Source organism: Citrobacter sp. Igbk 14 (assembly GCF_028069825.1).
Lineage (GTDB): Bacteria > Pseudomonadota > Gammaproteobacteria > Enterobacterales > Enterobacteriaceae > Citrobacter.
This window is the reverse complement of the sequence record NZ_JANEWM010000004.1, coordinates 34,347-51,120: the sequence shown is the minus strand read 5'-3', so window position 1 is coordinate 51,120 and position 16,774 is coordinate 34,347. Positions and strand designations below refer to the sequence as shown.

The following is a 16,774-nucleotide window of genomic DNA, read 5'->3' as shown; positions in this document are numbered from 1 at the left end:
CAGGTCGGGACTCGCTTTACAGCGGTTGTGACCGCAGACGCTGCCGCTGAATACTAACAGCATCAATGCACTGCAACGCGCTGGTCGGGCAGGCTTCTACACACGCCGGCCCCGTCTCGCGATGCCAGCACAGATCGCATTTAATCGCCTGCACCCGTGACGTGTGCGCGACGACATTCATCGCCCCAAACGGGCAGGCCAGCATACAGCTTTTACAACCAATGCAACGCGCCTGTTCAACGAAGATATGTCCATGTTCACGGCGAATAGCGTACGTGGGACAGACGTTAGCGCAGGGCGCATCCTCGCATTGATGGCAGGCAACTGCAGTGGTAAACGCATCATCTTTGATAACCCGGATCCGCGGGGCAAATGCTCCAGAGGAGACGGCCGCACAATCCTGGTTTTCCTGATGCGCGACGACACAGGCAACTTCACAGGTACGACACCCAATACACTTCGCCGCATCCGCCATAATAAACGCGTTCATTGCCCCCTCCATCTGCATGAAAATCACAGAGTGCCAGAGAGCCCGGTTATGCTGCCTTGATCGGACAAGGGAAACGGTTAAATTTTGTCAGGCTTCGGTTACGCCGAATTAATATGCTCCTTACAATAGCGGCGCTTCCACGCCGCCGGTGTCAGGCTGGTGTGCTTACGAAAGATTTTGCGAAAATAACCGACGTCATTAAATCCGCATTTCATCGCCACTTCAGTTAACGACAGTGAATCGCTAATGAGCAGCTTTTCTGCTGCTCTCACCCGTTGACGATGCAGCGCCTCGGTTAATGTCAGTTGAAAAGCACCACGAAATACACGCCCCAGATAGTCCGCATTACAATGTAGCTCTTTTGCCAGCGCTGAAGCCGAAATCGGCAGATGAAACTGAGTATGTATAATTTGCTGGGCCTTCCATGCCAGCGCATTACCAGGGCTATCAGCGGGCTGTTCGCTGGCAGCGGCGGATATTTGCTGCAGAATCAACAGCAAGAGCAGCTCTAATGCGATACTGCGATGTATATTTTCTTGCTCACGTAAGAACTGGCGAAACAGCGAAATAATATACTGCGGCTCACTCACCCGGGTATGCTGAGGAATTGTGAGTAGCGGTTCAGGTATGGCTGCGTCGGTTTCTGCCGCCACCTCAAAGTGCAGCCAGTAAAACTTCAGGTCGGCTGGAAATTGCCCCACGCCGATATGTAATCGTTGCGGCCATAACAGCAAACTTTCACCGGCATTCACGCGAAAAAGATCATTACCCTCGCGAATCGTTAATGTCCCTTTTTCAACAAAAATTATTTCCCAGGATTGCAATTGCCGTGCCGGATGACTACCGACACCACGGGAAATAAATAAGCCACCATTTTGCACTTTAATCGGAAGAGACATGGATAATTCGAGCATAACTATTCAAACCTCTGCTTATTACATTATCTAACGTGCTCTTTACCTTTGATTATTCACGATAAAATCATGTTCTGCCGGATCAAAATCACATTTTCATAATGAAGTCGGAATTGTCATCTTTTTATACTTTTCCCTTCCCTTGTTGCGCTAAACATTTCGTGCAGAATAAATAACGTACTTTGCAAATTACCACTAAAAAACCCGCAATGTAGCGGGATACTTTCTGAACATCATCTCCAGGAGTTATTTATGACTTCGGCTCCGATTACGACAAGCGATTTAGCGCAACGTGCGCAAGACGACAAATTATCTCTGCGTGAAAAGATAGGTTATGGATTAGGCGATGCGGGTGGAACGGTAATTACCTGCCTGATCATGAACTTCCTCACCTTTTTCTACACCGACGTGTTCGGTTTAACGCCCGCACTGGTCGGTACACTGTTTATCGCTTTGCGTGTATTTGATGCCATTTCCGACCCCATTATGGGCATACTCGCCGACCGCACACAAAGCCGTTGGGGGCGCTTTCGCCCATGGCAACTGTGGATCGCAGTTCCCATTGGCATCATTGGTGTACTGACCTTTACCGTCCCGGACGCCAGTATGGGCGTAAAAATCGCGTGGGCGTTTGGCACCTATCTGCTGCTTTCCGTCGGCTACACCGCCATCAACGTGCCGTATTGCGCGCTGATCAACACCATGACAACCCGTCACAGTGAGGTCATCGGCTGTCAGTCCTGGCGCTTTGTGCTGTGCGGTGTAGCTGGATTCCTTGTCTCCGTAGGTCTGCCGTGGATGGTCGATGCTCTCGGTCAGGGCAATGCCGCGCAGGGTTATCAGTTCGGCGTTGGCATACTGTGTGCTATCGCGGTGGTAATGTTTCTGTGCTGTTTCTTCTGGGTGCGCGAGCGTGTGCCGCTGGCGATGATGGGGAAATTTACCCTGCGCGAACATATCGGCGGGCTACGTAAAAATGACCAGCTATTGCTGATGCTGGTGATGTCATTCCTGCTGATCAACGTTTTCAATATTCGCGGCGGCGGGTACATGTACTTCATTACCTACGTGCTGAAAGGCAGTACCGCTTACACGTCGCTGTTTTTCACCATGGTCACCTTCGCGTCCATCCTTGGCTCGGTGATTGTCAGTCCGCTAACCCGTCGCATCGATACCGTCAAACTCTATTACTACACCAACCTGGTACTGGCCGCGCTGGCGGTAATGATGTGGTTCCTGCCAACCGGCCCGGCCTATCAGACATTGTGGCTGGCGGTGATCCTCGGCAACGGCATTATTCTGGGCTTCACACTTCCGTTGCACTTCTCACTGATGGCTTTTGCCGACGATTACGGCGAGTGGAAAACCGGCGTTCGTTCATCAGGCATGAACTTCGCCTTCAACCTGTTTTTCATCAAACTGGCCTGGGCTTCCAGCGCGGGGATCATCAGCTTGTTGTTTATTTTTGTCGCCTACCAGCCAGGTGCCGGCAACCAAACTGTCAGTTCATTGCAAGGTATTACTGCCATGGAGACGCTGCTGCCGGCACTGTTCCACCTTCTGCTGGCACTCTCTGTCCGCATCTGCAAACTCAATAACCCGATGATGTCGCGTATTTCCACCGATCTGCGTCAGCGTCATGTACAGCCTTAAGGAGCACGAAATGAACGTACTGGAAGTCGACCTGCATAAGCTCACGGTCAGCGATCCGTTCCTCGGACAATATCAGCAGCTGGTGCGTGATGTGGTGATCCCCTACCAGTGGGATGCACTCAATGACCGCATCGCCGAAGCCGATCCCAGCCATGCGATAGAAAACTTCCGTATTGCGGCCGGGCAACAAGAGGGCGAATTTTACGGCATGGTTTTCCAGGATAGCGACGTCGCGAAATGGCTGGAGGCTGTCGCCTGGTCACTGTGCCAAAAACCGGATGCCGAGCTGGAAAAGACCGCCGATCAGGTGATTGAACTGGTGGCTGCGGCACAGTGTGAAGATGGCTATCTCAATACTTACTTTACGGTAAAAGCACCGGAATCACGTTGGACAAACCTGGCTGAATGCCATGAGCTGTACTGCGCAGGCCATATGATTGAAGCAGGTGTCGCCTTCTTCCAGGCCACGGGAAAACGTCGCCTGTTAGACGTCGTTTGCCGCCTGGCTGATCATATCGACAGCGTTTTTGGGCCAGGTGAAAACCAGCTTCACGGCTACCCGGGTCATCCGGAAATTGAACTGGCACTCATGCGATTGTACGAAGTTACCCAGCAACCACGCTATATGACGTTGGTAAACTACTTTGTTGAGCAGCGCGGCACACAGCCTCATTTCTACGACGAAGAGTACGAAAAACGCGGAAAAACCTCTTACTGGCACACCTACGGCCCGGCGTGGATGGTGAAAGATAAGCCCTACAGCCAGGCACACCAACCGATTTCAGAACAGCAAACAGCCATCGGCCATGCCGTGCGCTTTGTCTATCTGATGACTGGCGTTGCGCATCTGGCGCGTTTAAGCCAGGACGAGAGCAAACGTCAGGATTGTCTGCGTCTGTGGAACAATATGGCCCAGCGCCAGCTGTATATTACGGGTGGAATCGGCTCTCAGAGCAGCGGTGAAGCATTTAGCAGCGATTACGATCTACCCAACGATTCCGTATATGCAGAAAGCTGCGCCTCAATCGGATTGATGATGTTCGCCCGCCGGATGCTGGAGATGGAGGCCGACAGCCAGTATGCCGATGTCATGGAGCGTGCATTGTACAACACCGTACTCGGTGGCATGGCGCTGGACGGCAAGCATTTTTTCTACGTTAACCCGCTGGAAGTGCATCCTAAATCGTTAAAATTCAATCATATTTATGATCACGTTAAACCTGTTCGTCAGCGCTGGTTCGGTTGCGCCTGCTGTCCACCGAATATCGCCCGCGTCTTAACCTCAATTGGTCATTACCTCTACACACCACGTCAGGACGCGCTGTATATCAATATGTATGTGGGCAATAGCATGGAGGTTCCCGTTGAGAACGGGACGCTCAAATTACGCATTAGTGGCAACTATCCGTGGCATGAGCAGGTAAAAATCACCATTGATTCAGTCCAGCCGGTGTATCACACCCTGGCGTTACGCCTGCCAGACTGGTGCTCCGCACCACAGGTCACACTGAATGGTCTGCCGGTTGAACAGGATATTCGCAAAGGGTATCTGCACATCAGTCGCACCTGGCAGGAGGGCGATACGCTCAGCCTGACGCTTCCTATGCCAGTGCGTCGGGTGTACGGGAACCCACTTGTTCGCCATGTTGCGGGTAAAGTTGCCGTTCAACGTGGACCGCTGGTGTATTGCCTGGAGCAAGCCGACAATGGTGAAGAGTTACATAACCTGTGGCTGCCGAAAGAGAGTGAATTCAGGGTATTTGAGGGTAAGGGATTGTTCAGCCATAAAATGCTGATTCAAGCTGAAGGCGTGAAACACAGCGCGAACGATGCGACGCAACAGTCCTTGTGGCACTACGATGTCTCCCCCTCTTCCCGCAAGGCGCAGACATTAACATTTATTCCGTGGTTTAGCTGGGCAAACCGTGGTGAAGGTGAAATGCGTATCTGGGTAAACGAGCAGTAGCTGAAAGCGTGCCGGATGACGACGCTTCGCGTCTTATCCGGCCTACAACACCCATCCAGGTAGGCCTGATAAGCGAAGCGCCATCAGGCACGTATTTAAATCAGAAACGCCATGTCAGACCGGACATCAAGGTGAAGCTGTCGTCGCGATCAACCATTGGGCTATTCTTAATATCATCCGGTAGCACGCTATAGTTGGCGCTTGCCAGCAACGTCAGATTAGTGGTTAACGCATATTTTGCCGACAGCCCGACATAGGGCGTCCAGCTATCGCCTGGGGAATAACTTGATAACCCGCTACGGCGGGATTCATTGCCAGATATACCGTAGTAATATTCGTTGAAGTTTTCGTCATAGTAGAGCACGCCAATCGCAGGCGTCAGCGTCAGCTTACCCATTGGCATTTGGCGGAACAGCGACAATTCCCCGACCCAACCATTGCTGTTGTCCAGAACATCTGCCGCCGCGGAGACTTTCACGCTGCCCCATTTCTCATGGTGATACCACGCGGCGCCCGCCATAGCGGTCGCATCGCGCTTATCCAGCTTTTTCATCGCATGATCGTCGTTATCACCTGGATCAAACTCAAGCGGCATGTATGAGGCAGTAAGACTAAATTCATTACTTTTACTCTTCGACAAAATATAGCCTAACGTTGTTTGCCTAAAATAAAATGATTCACTTTCATAACTGACAAGCGGTACTGCGTGAACATTATCATTATATCCACGATAAGGAGACTCATTATATACAGCGCCACCGCCAATAGAAAATTCCGCGGCTGTCGCACTCGCCATAAAAGAAAAGGCAAATAGCGCCACAATATTGCGTTTAATTAACATGCCAACATTCCATTTTAAAATAAGCTACAAAGCGCGTGCATAATAATGCTTACAATTTCATCGGTGCAACATCCATATTTATATAGTAATATATAAAAAATTATATATATCGGGCTTGGCGATGAATAAATTACAACTCAAACACCGGGAACTGAAGATTATTTCGGTCATTGCTGCCAGTGAAAACATCAGTCACGCTGCCACAGTTCTCGGCATTGCACAGGCCAATGTCAGCAAATATCTTGCTGATTTTGAATCAAAAGTAGGGCTAAAGGTGTTTGACCGAACCACCCGGCAGCTGACCCTCACGCCGTTTGGTACTGCGCTGCTCCCTTACATCAATGACATGTTAGATCGAAACGATCAGTTGAATAATTTCATTGCTGATTATAAGCATGAAAAACGTGGCAAAGTAACGGTATATGCACCAACCGGAATTATTGCTTACTTATCACAACATGTTATTGCTAAAATCCATGATATTGGTGGTATTAGCCTTTCTCTAAAAACATGTAATCTGGAACGGAACGCATTTTATGAAGGCGTAGAGTTTCCCGATGACTGTGACGTTTTAATCACTTATGCGCATCCCAAAGACGAATCATTGGTCGCCAGTTTTATTACTAAATATGCAGTAACGGCCTTTGCCAGCCCGGAATATATTAGCACTCATCCTATAAGTGGCCCTGAAGATCTTGAACAGCACTCTTGTATTCTGATTGATTCCATGATGATCGACGATGCCAATATTTGGCGATTTACCTCCACCGGTGGCAAAGAGATGCACGACTACCGCGTGACGGGAAATTACGTCTGCGACAACACGCAATCTGCACTGGCGCTGGCTCGAAACCATCTGGGCATTGTTTTTGCGCCGAATACGAGCGTGCAAAAGGATGTTCAGGCCGGGCTGCTGGTTCCGTGTTTCTCTGAACAACATGAATGGTGGCTGGATTTGGTCGCGATCTTCCGCAAGCGTGAATATCAGCCCTGGCGAGTGCAGTTTATTCTTGATGAGATGTTGGCAGAGATACGCCAGCAGCTTACTCAGGCGCTACGACAGCCTGAGTAGGCCAAATAGCCGGCGTCTAGTGGTCGAGATACAGGTAGTGCACCCAGCTGGTCATCCGCAGCAAGACCTTGCGCATGACCGACACATGTTCGAAGTGGTCAGAATAAACGGCGACCTGGGCGTAAATCCCATCAGGTAACGCGCTCACATCCGCATTTTCATTCAATTCGATTGTGGCAATCACCCCTTCTGAACCAGGCGTAGAATTCAACGATTGCAACGCCCCATTCGACTGATACGTTCCTCCCGGAACGGCTGGGCTAATAGCCGCCAGCTTACCGCTAAACACTTTACCCGGTAGTGCATTAAACACCACTTCGGCTTCATCGCCGGGTTCCAGTCGCAGCAACGAATTTTGGCGGAATTGGGCGATAATTTGCCGTTTTTGATCCGGAATAAACACCATTACCGGGCGCATCGGCAGCGCTGCGGCATAGGTTCCCGGCCGCATCAATACCTGCGTAACGTAACCATCACTGGGTGCGCGAACCACGGTCTGATCCAGGTTAAACTCCGCTTCAGCCAGCTGTGCTTTCAGGCTGGCAATTTGCGAATTTTCACCCTGCACCAGGCTGTCTAACTGACTCTGGATTTGCTGTTGTTCTGCAACGGAGGATTTCACCGCGGCTTCCTGCGCCAGATAGTTTTGTCGCGCCGCATCAATATCGCGTTCAGAGAAAGGATTCACCTTCGCCTGACTCCCCTGCGCATAGCGTTGGTAATCTTTCGCCAGCTTGTCACGTGTGGCTTTTGCCCGCTGCGTGTTGGCTTGCATTTCATCCAGCTGCGCAGCAAGAGCCTGCTCTTTATGCTGGGCCGTGACAATGTCGGCTTTCAGGCGGTCAACCCGCGCCTGATAACGCCCCGGATTCAGTTTAAACAGAACGTCGCCTTTTTTGATCAGCGTGTTCTTCTTATCCGTGACTTCCGTTACCACTCCCGTCACTTGCGGCACGACGGGAATAGAAATTACCGCCTTTTGCGCTTTAAATGTATACGGGTGGTTATAATTCATCAGTAATATAAGACCGCACACAATAAATATGCCACCCAATGCTGCGGTGGGTACTGTCCATTTATTTACAGGAATTTTAAAAATTTTAAATATTGACCATGCGCACGCGACATAGGTTAGAACAATCAGTAAATCCATCGATATTACTCCGCCGGAGAGGTCTTCGCCTCACCCAGTTTCTTTTCCAGATCGGCAACCCTTGCCTGAAGCTGGATCAGGGAAGAATCCGCGCTCTGCATGCCCCACCCGCGTTCCGGACGATAAAGCGTTGCCCAGATCCATAAAAAGGGCCAAATAACATGTAAGGTAAACAAACTAACCCAGCCCGCGACGTGTATTGCGTCAGCATGTGGATGGTTACGTTTCTTTGCAATGAGATAGGGAATATCATGCAGAATAATAATCCCGTAAAAAATGACCAGGAATACAAAAATAAGCACTCCTAATGCAAAATAATCAAGGAACATATTTGCCTCAGGGATTTAAATTAAATAATCGGCTGCTGTTTGATTTAAACAATAGCGTTGATAATAGTAGTGGAATGACCAGATTAGATGCAATGGTGTTATTTATATAACGATATATGGGTTTCTATATATACCCGTCGTCTTTCGAGCGGCAGGACATAACTTGATGCCCGGTACGCTAAACGCGCCCGGGCAGTAAGTGGCGGGATATTAGAACAGTCCTAGCGGTTTATCCGAGTAGCTCACCAACAGGCACTTGGTTTGCTGATAATGCTCGAGCATCATTTTGTGTGTCTCGCGCCCGATGCCCGACTGCTTATAGCCGCCGAACGCGGCGTGGGCCGGGTAAGCGTGGTAACAGTTGGTCCAGACACGGCCTGCCTGAATACCGCGTCCCATCTTGTATGCCAGATTACCGTTGCGACTCCAGACACCGGCGCCTAGCCCATATTGCGTGTCATTGGCGATTTCCAGCGCCTCATCCATGGTTTTAAAGGTGGTGACCGCCAGTACCGGGCCAAAGATCTCCTCCTGGAAAACACGCATGTTGTTCTTACCGAACAGAATGGTCGGTTCGAGGTAGTAGCCTTCTTTTAGCTCACCCTCCAGCTGCTTACGCCGTCCGCCGGTCAGCACATCCGCCCCTTCTTTCTTACCAATATCGATGTAATTCAGAATGGTTTCCAGTTGACCATGGGAAACCTGCGCCCCCATTTGTGTGACGCTGTCCAGCGGGTTGCCGCTGCGGATACTCTCTACGCGACGAATCGCTCTTTCCATGAAACGTTCGTAAATGGATTCCTGTACCAATGCGCGGCTTGGGCAGGTACATACCTCACCCTGGTTAAATGCAAATAGCGCAAAGCCTTCCAGCGCCTTGTCGAAGAACGCATCTTCTTCATCCATCACATCAGCGAAGAAGATATTTGGCGACTTACCGCCCAGTTCCAGCGTCACCGGGATGATGTTTTGCGTTGCGTACTGCATGATCTGCTGCCCGACTTCCGTCGAACCGGTAAATGCCACTTTCGCAATGCGTTTTGACGTCGCCAGATACTCCCCGATTTCCCCACCCGCGCCGTTCACCACATTCACCACGCCAGGCGGTAGCAGGTCACCCACCACTTCCATCAGCAGCAGCACAGAAAGCGGTGTCAGACGCGCAGGTTTGAGCACTACGCAGTTCCCCGCCGCCAGCGCAGGCGCCATCTTCCAGCTCGCCATCAGCAGTGGGAAGTTCCACGGAATAATTTGTCCTACCACGCCAAGAGGTTCGTGGAAGTGATACGCCACAGTGTCGCTATCAACTTCACTAATTCCCCCTTCCTGTGCGCGGATACAGGAGGCGAAGTAGCGGAAATGGTCAATGGCCAGCGGCACGTCAGCGGCGCTGGTTTCGCGAATAGGTTTGCCGTTATCCCAGGTTTCTGCGGTGGCCAACAGCTCCAGGTTTTGCTCCATACGGTCGGCAATTTTGAACAGAATCGCCGCCCTGTCCTGCACCGAGGTATGCGCCCACTGCTCTTTAACTTTGTGCGCAGCATCCAGTGCCAGGTCGATATCCTTTTTGCCGGAAGAGGCCACTTCGCACAGTAATTGCCCGGTGACTGGCGTCAGATTTTGGTAATACTCACCGTCCACCGGTGCGACCCAGTTGCCGCCGATAAAGTTATCGTATCGGGCCTTTAACTTCAGAGGGTAACCATACTCGCCGGGATAAATACGCGTTGAAGGGGGGTTATTGGTCATGACCGTCTCCTTGCTGTAGGGGTACTACAAGGGTAGACGGGGCTGGCGAATAATTCGCCAGCCTTTTACTGCTTTACGACAGGTATCACGAATTACATCGCAGCGCGATAAATCGCCATGATTTCGTCATGGGTCGCCTGGATCGGGTTAGTAAAGCCACAGGCATCTTTCAGGGCATTGGTAGCCAGAACAGCAAAGTCTTCTTCCTTAACGTTCAGCTCACGCAAACCTGCCGGAATATTCACTTTCTGCGCCAGTTCACGGATTGCCGCGATGCAGGCTTCGGCTCCTTGCGCTTCGTTCAATCCAGCCACGTCGACGCCCATTGCCGCAGCGCAATCGCGCAGACGAGCCGCGGCAACCTTGCTATTGAACACCTGAACGTGCGGCAGCAGTACTGCGTTGCAGACACCGTGTGGCAGGTCGTAGAAACCACCTAACTGATGCGCCATCGCGTGAACGTAACCAAGAGAGGCGTTGTTGAATGCCATACCCGCGAGGAACTGCGCATAAGCCATCGCTTCACGCGCCTGAGCATTGGCACCATCATCCACGGCGATCGTCAGGTTCTCTGCAATCATCGTCACAGCTTTAAGCGCACATGCATCGGTGATCGGTGTTGCCGCAATGGAGACATACGCTTCAATCGCGTGAGTCAGCGCATCCATACCGGTTGCCGCAGTCAGGGACTTCGGCATACCGACCATCAGCGAGGAATCATTGACGGACAGCAGCGGCGTAACGTGCTTATCCACAATCGCCATTTTGATATGGCGTACTTCGTCGGTAATGATGCAAAAACGGGTCATTTCAGATGCCGTTCCTGCCGTCGTGTTAATGGCAATCATCGGCAACTGTGGTTTTGCAGAACGGTCAACGCCTTCGTAATCACTAATATCGCCGCCGTTAGCCGCCACCAGCGCAATCCCCTTCGCACAATCGTGTGGGGAACCGCCGCCGAGGGAAATGACGCTATCACAGGCATTTTCTTTCAGCATTTGCAGACCAGCGGCAACGTTGCTGGTTGTCGGATTAGGATGCGTACCATCATAAATTACGCTGAAAATATCACGTTCCTGCAGCGCTTTTTGAATTTCACTCGCCATGCCTAATTTCGCCAGCATGGCATCCGTGACAATTAACGTACGACGAAATCCATATTCCGCCATTGTATTCATTGCATCTTTTAATGAACCAGCGCCAATTACATTCACGGAAGGAATAAAAAATGTTGAAGCAGCCATTGTACGATCCTTAATTACTCAAAAGAGGCAGGAAGCATACGAGTGATAATCCCAACAAAATATGATCGTGATTGTTATTTTAATAACATCAGAGATTAAAAAGCACATTAGGTTCATAATCCAATGTGCTTATTTAAATCAATATTTATTTTGTATTAATTCATTCTATTCCTGAATTAATTGTTTCATTCCTTTTCAGGAAACAGTAATGCATCGCGTAATAAATGATCATTTCCCCGACGACGAGTAAAGCCGATACGGTCAAAATATTCCAGAATCTGGATAGCCAGTTTGCGTCCGACATTGAGCCTGTCGCGGAAATCGGCAGCGCAGGTCGACCCTCTCTCCTGATCCAGTTCGCGGATCAGATTCGCGAAGGCCACAATCCGATCGTTACGGTAATAACGATCTTTGACGATCGCCGTAATAATGCCCTGTTGCGCCGCCTGCCGTAGCGCCAGACGCATCGCCTGCTCGTCCGTAGCCGTGGTTTTCGCCAGATCGCGCACCCACCACGGCTCATCACCAAACAGAGGCTCTACTTTTTGCCAGATAGCCAACTGCTCATCGCTGAAACCGGCCTTATGATCCGGCAAATGCAGCCAGCCATGATGGCTATGAATAGCACCGCTATCGCGCATCTTTTCAATCAGCAGCAGGACCAGCGCTTCATCTTCCATCGGCAGGGCCATACGACGCAGACGTTCACGTCCGGGTCCTGGCTCATCACGATGTTGCTCATGGTAGGTCGCCAGCGTATCCAGAATCTTACGTTGCCAGCGTGCAGCAACGGGCGCATTCAACAGACTATACCCGGCGCGAATAAATCCATGTTGCTCAATCAACGGACGCATGCCGTCGCCATTGAGCTGGCGTGCCCACGCGAAATCGGGAATGTTCACCGCGCCGCGCGTCAGATGCAATGCCAGCGCTTCACCGTCATTCTGCGCACTTTCCAGCGCCGACAGCCACTGTAAATACTCCGGCTTACGCTTCCCACGACGCGGCGGATTCAGCGTCACGACACGTGCGCCTGCCAGCGTCGTACGGGCAGAAATATCACGCAGCACCAGCCTGTCGTTATCGGCCAGCCACAGCGGTGTATCAAACACCAGTTCCGCCAGCGTCCCTTCGAGCAGTGAGATGCGCCCGGTCACATGGCTGGCTGCGTGGTGGATATGTAGCGGCTGCCACTGCATCAGGGGGGCCGAGTGTTCTAAAGAGACAATGACGCGTGAGAAGGCCTCCGGCGGCGCATCAGCAAGCAGCCAGTCGCCACGGTTAATCTCTTCTTTTTGCGCATCACCGGCAATGTTCAGCGCAATTCGCTGCCCGGCATGAGCGTGTTCGGTCGGCTGGTTTTGCGCATGCAGGCTACGTACGCGCATCGGTTTGTTAACCCCGGTCAGCCACAACGCATCCCCGACGTTCACTTCTCCGCTGTGCGCTGTTCCCGTTACGACCAGACCTGCGCCTTTTACCGTGAAAGCGCGGTCAATTGCCAGGCGGAAGGTGTGATCGCGGGCCAGCTCACGCGGCGTCAACTGCAGCAAGTGGTCACGCAGCGCTTCGATACCACGGCCTTCATTGGCGGCAGTCACGAACAGTATCGCATCGGCAAAACCATAGTTACCCAGCGTGGTTTGCACCTCGGCACGTACTTCGTCAATGCGTGCTTCATCGACGCGATCGGCTTTTGTGAGCGCCACGGTAAGTTGTGGGCTGCCTGTCAGTTGCAGGATTTGCAAGTGTTCACGCGTTTGCGCCATCACGCCATCATCACAGGCCACCACCAGCAGCGCGTGGTCGATACCACCGACACCCGCCAGCATGTTGGACAGAAACTTTTCGTGGCCAGGGACATCGATAAATCCCAGTACCTGCCCATCCGGCTGCGGCCAGTAGGCATAGCCGAGGTCGATAGTCATGCCGCGCTTTTTTTCTTCCGGCAGTCGATCGGCATTCACGCCGGTAATCGCCTGTAATAACGTTGTTTTTCCGTGGTCAACGTGTCCGGCGGTTGCAATAATCATTTCAGCATCATCTCCATAAACCGGGTCTCGTCTTCAAGGCAGCGCAGATCCAGCCACAAGCGACCATCATAAATTCGCCCAATGACCGGCACGGGCAGCAGACGCCAGCGGGCGGCCAGCGCTTCGAGGCGGCTTCCACGCCCGTCATGCGGGGTAAAGGTTAGTGCCGCGCTCGGCAGCCTATCTACCGGTAATGAGCCGCTGCCAATCTGCGACAGGCAAGGCATGACATTCAACGCAAACTCGGCACCATAATGTTCTGTCAGTTGTGCCTGTAATCGTAGCGCCTGCTCGTGGATCGCCTCTTTCGTGCGGGTGAGCTGGCGTAGCGTTGGCAATTTCTCCGCCAGCGCTTCTGGGTGCAGATAGAGCCGCAGCGTTGCTTCCAGCGCTGCCAGCGTCATTTTATCAGCCCGTAACGCACGTTTCAGTGGGTGTCGTTGTAAGCGGGCGATCATCTCTTTTTTACCCACAATAATGCCAGCCTGCGGCCCGCCCAACAGCTTGTCACCAGAGAAACTCACCAGGCTCACACCTGCGGCAATGAGCTGCTGCGGCATCGGTTCCTGCGGCAAACCATACTGACTGAGATCGACCAGCGAGCCGCTACCCAGATCCGCCACGACCGGCACATCCAGCTCCTGACCAATGGCGGCTAGCTCAGCTTCATCCACCGCTTTTGTAAAGCCTTCAATGCTGTAATTACTGGTATGCACCTTCATCAGCAGGCCCGTATTTTCATTAACCGCCTGACGATAATCACTGGCATGGGTACGGTTGGTGGTGCCAACCTCGCGCAGGATACATCCAGCCTGAGACATCACATCGGGAATACGAAACGCGCCGCCAATTTCTACCAGCTCGCCGCGTGATACCACCACGTCTTTGCCCGCTGCGGTGGCCGCCAGCATCAGCAGAACCGCAGCGGCATTATTATTGACGATACAGGCATCTTCCGCGCCGGTCAGACGGCAGAGTAAATCCGCCAACGCACGGTCGCGATGCCCACGCCCGGCGTCATCCAGGCTGTATTCCAACGTCACCGGCGTACGCATCGCCTGCACCACCGCAGCAATCGCTTCTTCGGCCTGCGACGCGCGACCAAGGTTGGTGTGCAGCACAGTCCCCGTCAGATTCATCACCGGGCGCAGCGCGCTTTGCGACTCTCGTTCCAGCCGGGCGCTGGCCTCTTGCGCCCAGTCTTCGCTCCATGCTGGAAGCGCCTGCGTGTCGCGAATCGCCTCTCTGGCTTCATCGAGCATATGACGCAGCAGGTCCACCACGCGGGTATGACCGTGGGACTCACGTAAGACCTGGAAGGCGCTATCGCGCAGTAAACGATCGATAGCAGGAAGCTGGCTGTAGAGTGAACGCATGTCGGTTGTCATGAAAGGGCCTGGCTGTTGGTGGCCCTCTCCACCGTGGAGAGGGATATCGATATGCAGAGGATTGTACCGTGACTTTACTCAGGCGGACATAATACGCATCAAGCCTTTGGCGGTTCTGTGCGGGCGAAGCTTTCTCGTTGAAAGAGTGTTTCCACCAGTTTGACCAGACGTGGTCGGTCAACACACCAGCCAGGTGCAACCCGACGAAAATTGAGATAGCCCACGGCACAGGCAATCGCAATCGTTGCCAGATTAACCGTATCCGTTTTCAGCGTACCGTCCGCCAGATAACCTTCCAGCACATCCAGGCTGCGGGTAATTTTTTCGCGCTGGCGTAGCAATTCAGTTTCTGACTGCTGCGCAGCGGGGCGCGCCTGCTCACGTACCGACACCAACCCGGCATCCATGATACCGTCCGCCAGTGCTTCCAGTTGACGTACTTTCAGTGCCGCCAACGGCTCACGCGGAAGCATCGCGGGTGCAATATCCAACAGCTCTATATATTCAGCAATGATCGGTGAATTAAACCAGTACTCTCCCTCATCGGTGACCAGTGCGGGCACTTTGCCTAACGGGTTATATCGCGCCACGCCGTTTTCCGCGTTATAGGGGAGTTCATTAACGAATTCGAAGGTGATGCCCTTTTCCAGCAACAGAATAGAAATTTTACGCACAAAAGGGCTGGTATAGCTGCCAATGAGTTTCATGCCGTGTCCTTTTTGCCAACAAAAAAGCGATGTCCAACGACTATCTGGACACCGCTTAGTATGGCTCAGGCCACGACAAATGGCAGGTGATGCTGGTCTCAATGATCTAAATAAAGATAATGCATCCAACTGGTCATACGCAGCAGCACTTTACGCATCACCGAGACATGGGCGAAATGGTCGGAATAGACCGCCACCTGTGCGTAGATCCCATCAGGTAAAGCATCTACATCAGCATTTGGTTCCAGTTCAATCGTCGCCAGTACACCATCCGTTCCCGGAACAACGGTTAAGGACTGCAATGCCCCCTGCGCTTGATAAGACCCTCCCGGCACAACCGGCAGGATGCTGGTCAGCTTACCGGTGAATACCTGACCCGGCAGCGCGTTAAACACCACCTCCGCTTCATCACCCGGCTCCAGACGGAGCAGAGAGTTCTGGCGGAACTGCGCCACAATCTGCCGTTTCTGTTCAGGTATAAATACCATTACGGGTCGCAGCGGTAGCGCAGCAGCATAGGTCCCTGGACGGATGAGTAACTGCGTCACGTAACCGTTGCTGGGCGCCCGCACCACGGTCTGATCCAGATTGTATTTCGCCTCTGTCAGTTGCGCGCGCAGGCTAACAACCTGTGATTGCTCACCGTTGACCATGCTGTCTAACTGGCTTTGAATTTGCGATTGTTCAGCGACCGACGCTTTGACCAACGCATCCTGTGCCAGGTAGTTCTGGCGTGCATTATCGATATCGCTTTCAGAGAATGGATTGACTCGCGCCTGGCTGCCTTTCAGGTAGCGCTGATAATCTTTGTACAGACGGTCACGTTCGGCTGATACACGCGTGGTATTGGCCTGCGCCTCTGACAATTGCGCTTTTAAGGTCTCAATATTATGCGTTGCCGTCACCAGATCGGCCTGTAGCCTGTCGACCCGCGCCTGGTAACGTACCGGATCGAGCTTAAAAAGCACTTCGCCTTTTTTAATCAGTTGGTTATTTTTATCGGTTACCTCACTCACAATCCCCGTGACCTGCGGGGTAATAGGAATTGAAATAACGGCTTTTTGCGCGGTAAACGTATAGGGGTGGTTATAATTCATTAATAAGATGAGCCCCGCCACAATAAACACCCCGCCTAATGCGGCAGTCGCCAGTGTCCATTGGTTTACCGGAATACGGAATATCTTGAAGATGGCCCAGGCAAACGCCACGTAGGTCAGAACAATCAACAAATCCAT

Annotated in this window: 14 protein-coding genes; 3 read left to right on the top strand and 11 right to left on the bottom strand. The window is 52.2% G+C overall.

Features of this window, described 5'->3' with window-relative positions; translation table 11 throughout:
- Positions 1 to 16: 16 nt before the first annotated feature.
- Both NNN64_RS02655 and NNN64_RS02650 read right to left on the bottom strand, forming a co-directional pair.
- Complete coding sequence (locus NNN64_RS02655) at positions 17 to 490, bottom strand: 4Fe-4S dicluster domain-containing protein (protein WP_271440375.1); 474 nt, start codon at positions 488 to 490, stop codon at positions 17 to 19.
- A gap of 98 nt (positions 491 to 588) precedes the next feature.
- Positions 589 to 1,404: a helix-turn-helix domain-containing protein gene (locus NNN64_RS02650; RefSeq protein ID WP_271440374.1), complete on the bottom strand. Its 816-nt coding sequence runs from the start codon at positions 1,402 to 1,404 to the stop codon at positions 589 to 591.
- 252 nt (positions 1,405 to 1,656) lie between these two features.
- Here NNN64_RS02650 and NNN64_RS02645 point away from each other — a divergent pair, with 252 nt between their 5' ends.
- The gene (locus NNN64_RS02645; RefSeq protein WP_271440373.1) at positions 1,657 to 3,057 is read left to right on the top strand and encodes an MFS transporter; all 1,401 of its coding nucleotides are present in this window, start codon (positions 1,657 to 1,659) and stop codon (positions 3,055 to 3,057) included.
- Between the two features lie 10 nt (positions 3,058 to 3,067).
- Positions 3,068 to 5,023: a glycoside hydrolase family 127 protein gene (locus NNN64_RS02640; RefSeq protein ID WP_271440372.1), complete on the top strand. Its 1,956-nt coding sequence runs from the start codon at positions 3,068 to 3,070 to the stop codon at positions 5,021 to 5,023.
- Positions 5,024 to 5,123: 100 nt separating this feature from the next.
- On the opposite strand, the gene NNN64_RS02635 is transcribed toward NNN64_RS02640, so the two are convergent.
- Positions 5,124 to 5,864 carry a MipA/OmpV family protein gene (locus NNN64_RS02635; RefSeq protein WP_271440371.1) on the bottom strand — a complete coding sequence of 247 codons (741 nt, stop codon included), beginning with the start codon at positions 5,862 to 5,864 and terminating at the stop codon, positions 5,124 to 5,126.
- Between the two features lie 121 nt (positions 5,865 to 5,985).
- Between NNN64_RS02635 and NNN64_RS02630 the strand changes: the two genes are divergently transcribed.
- The gene (locus tag NNN64_RS02630; RefSeq protein ID WP_271440370.1) at positions 5,986 to 6,936 is read left to right on the top strand and encodes a LysR family transcriptional regulator; all 951 of its coding nucleotides are present in this window, start codon (positions 5,986 to 5,988) and stop codon (positions 6,934 to 6,936) included.
- Between the two features lie 16 nt (positions 6,937 to 6,952).
- Here the strand turns inward: NNN64_RS02630 and NNN64_RS02625 are convergent, their stop codons facing one another.
- The 8 genes from NNN64_RS02625 to NNN64_RS02590 all read right to left on the bottom strand — a co-directional run bounded on the left by NNN64_RS02625 (position 6,953) and on the right by NNN64_RS02590 (position 16,774).
- Complete coding sequence (locus NNN64_RS02625; RefSeq protein WP_271440369.1) at positions 6,953 to 8,089, bottom strand: HlyD family secretion protein; 1,137 nt, start codon at positions 8,087 to 8,089, stop codon at positions 6,953 to 6,955.
- Positions 8,090 to 8,094: 5 nt separating this feature from the next.
- A complete protein-coding gene (locus NNN64_RS02620) occupies positions 8,095 to 8,418 on the bottom strand; it encodes a DUF3302 domain-containing protein (RefSeq protein ID WP_103769449.1) in 324 nt (107 codons plus the stop codon).
- Between the two features lie 210 nt (positions 8,419 to 8,628).
- Positions 8,629 to 10,167: an aldehyde dehydrogenase AldB gene (gene aldB / locus NNN64_RS02615; protein ID WP_271440368.1), complete on the bottom strand. Its 1,539-nt coding sequence runs from the start codon at positions 10,165 to 10,167 to the stop codon at positions 8,629 to 8,631.
- A 92-nt stretch (positions 10,168 to 10,259) separates the two neighbouring features.
- Positions 10,260 to 11,411 (bottom strand): L-threonine dehydrogenase, encoded by a 1,152-nt coding sequence (yiaY, locus tag NNN64_RS02610; protein WP_271440367.1) that lies wholly within the window; start codon positions 11,409 to 11,411, stop codon positions 10,260 to 10,262.
- Positions 11,412 to 11,596: 185 nt separating this feature from the next.
- Entirely contained in the window at positions 11,597 to 13,444 is a 1,848-nt protein-coding gene (selB, locus tag NNN64_RS02605) for a selenocysteine-specific translation elongation factor (protein ID WP_271440366.1), read from the bottom strand.
- A complete protein-coding gene (gene selA, locus NNN64_RS02600; RefSeq protein ID WP_271440365.1) occupies positions 13,441 to 14,832 on the bottom strand; it encodes an L-seryl-tRNA(Sec) selenium transferase in 1,392 nt (463 codons plus the stop codon). Before selA ends, selB begins: the two co-directional genes overlap by 4 nt.
- Before the next feature lie 98 nt (positions 14,833 to 14,930).
- Positions 14,931 to 15,539 (bottom strand): glutathione S-transferase, encoded by a 609-nt coding sequence (locus tag NNN64_RS02595; RefSeq protein ID WP_271440364.1) that lies wholly within the window; start codon positions 15,537 to 15,539, stop codon positions 14,931 to 14,933.
- Between the two features lie 98 nt (positions 15,540 to 15,637).
- Positions 15,638 to 16,774 (bottom strand): HlyD family secretion protein, encoded by a 1,137-nt coding sequence (locus NNN64_RS02590; RefSeq protein ID WP_137382079.1) that lies wholly within the window; start codon positions 16,772 to 16,774, stop codon positions 15,638 to 15,640.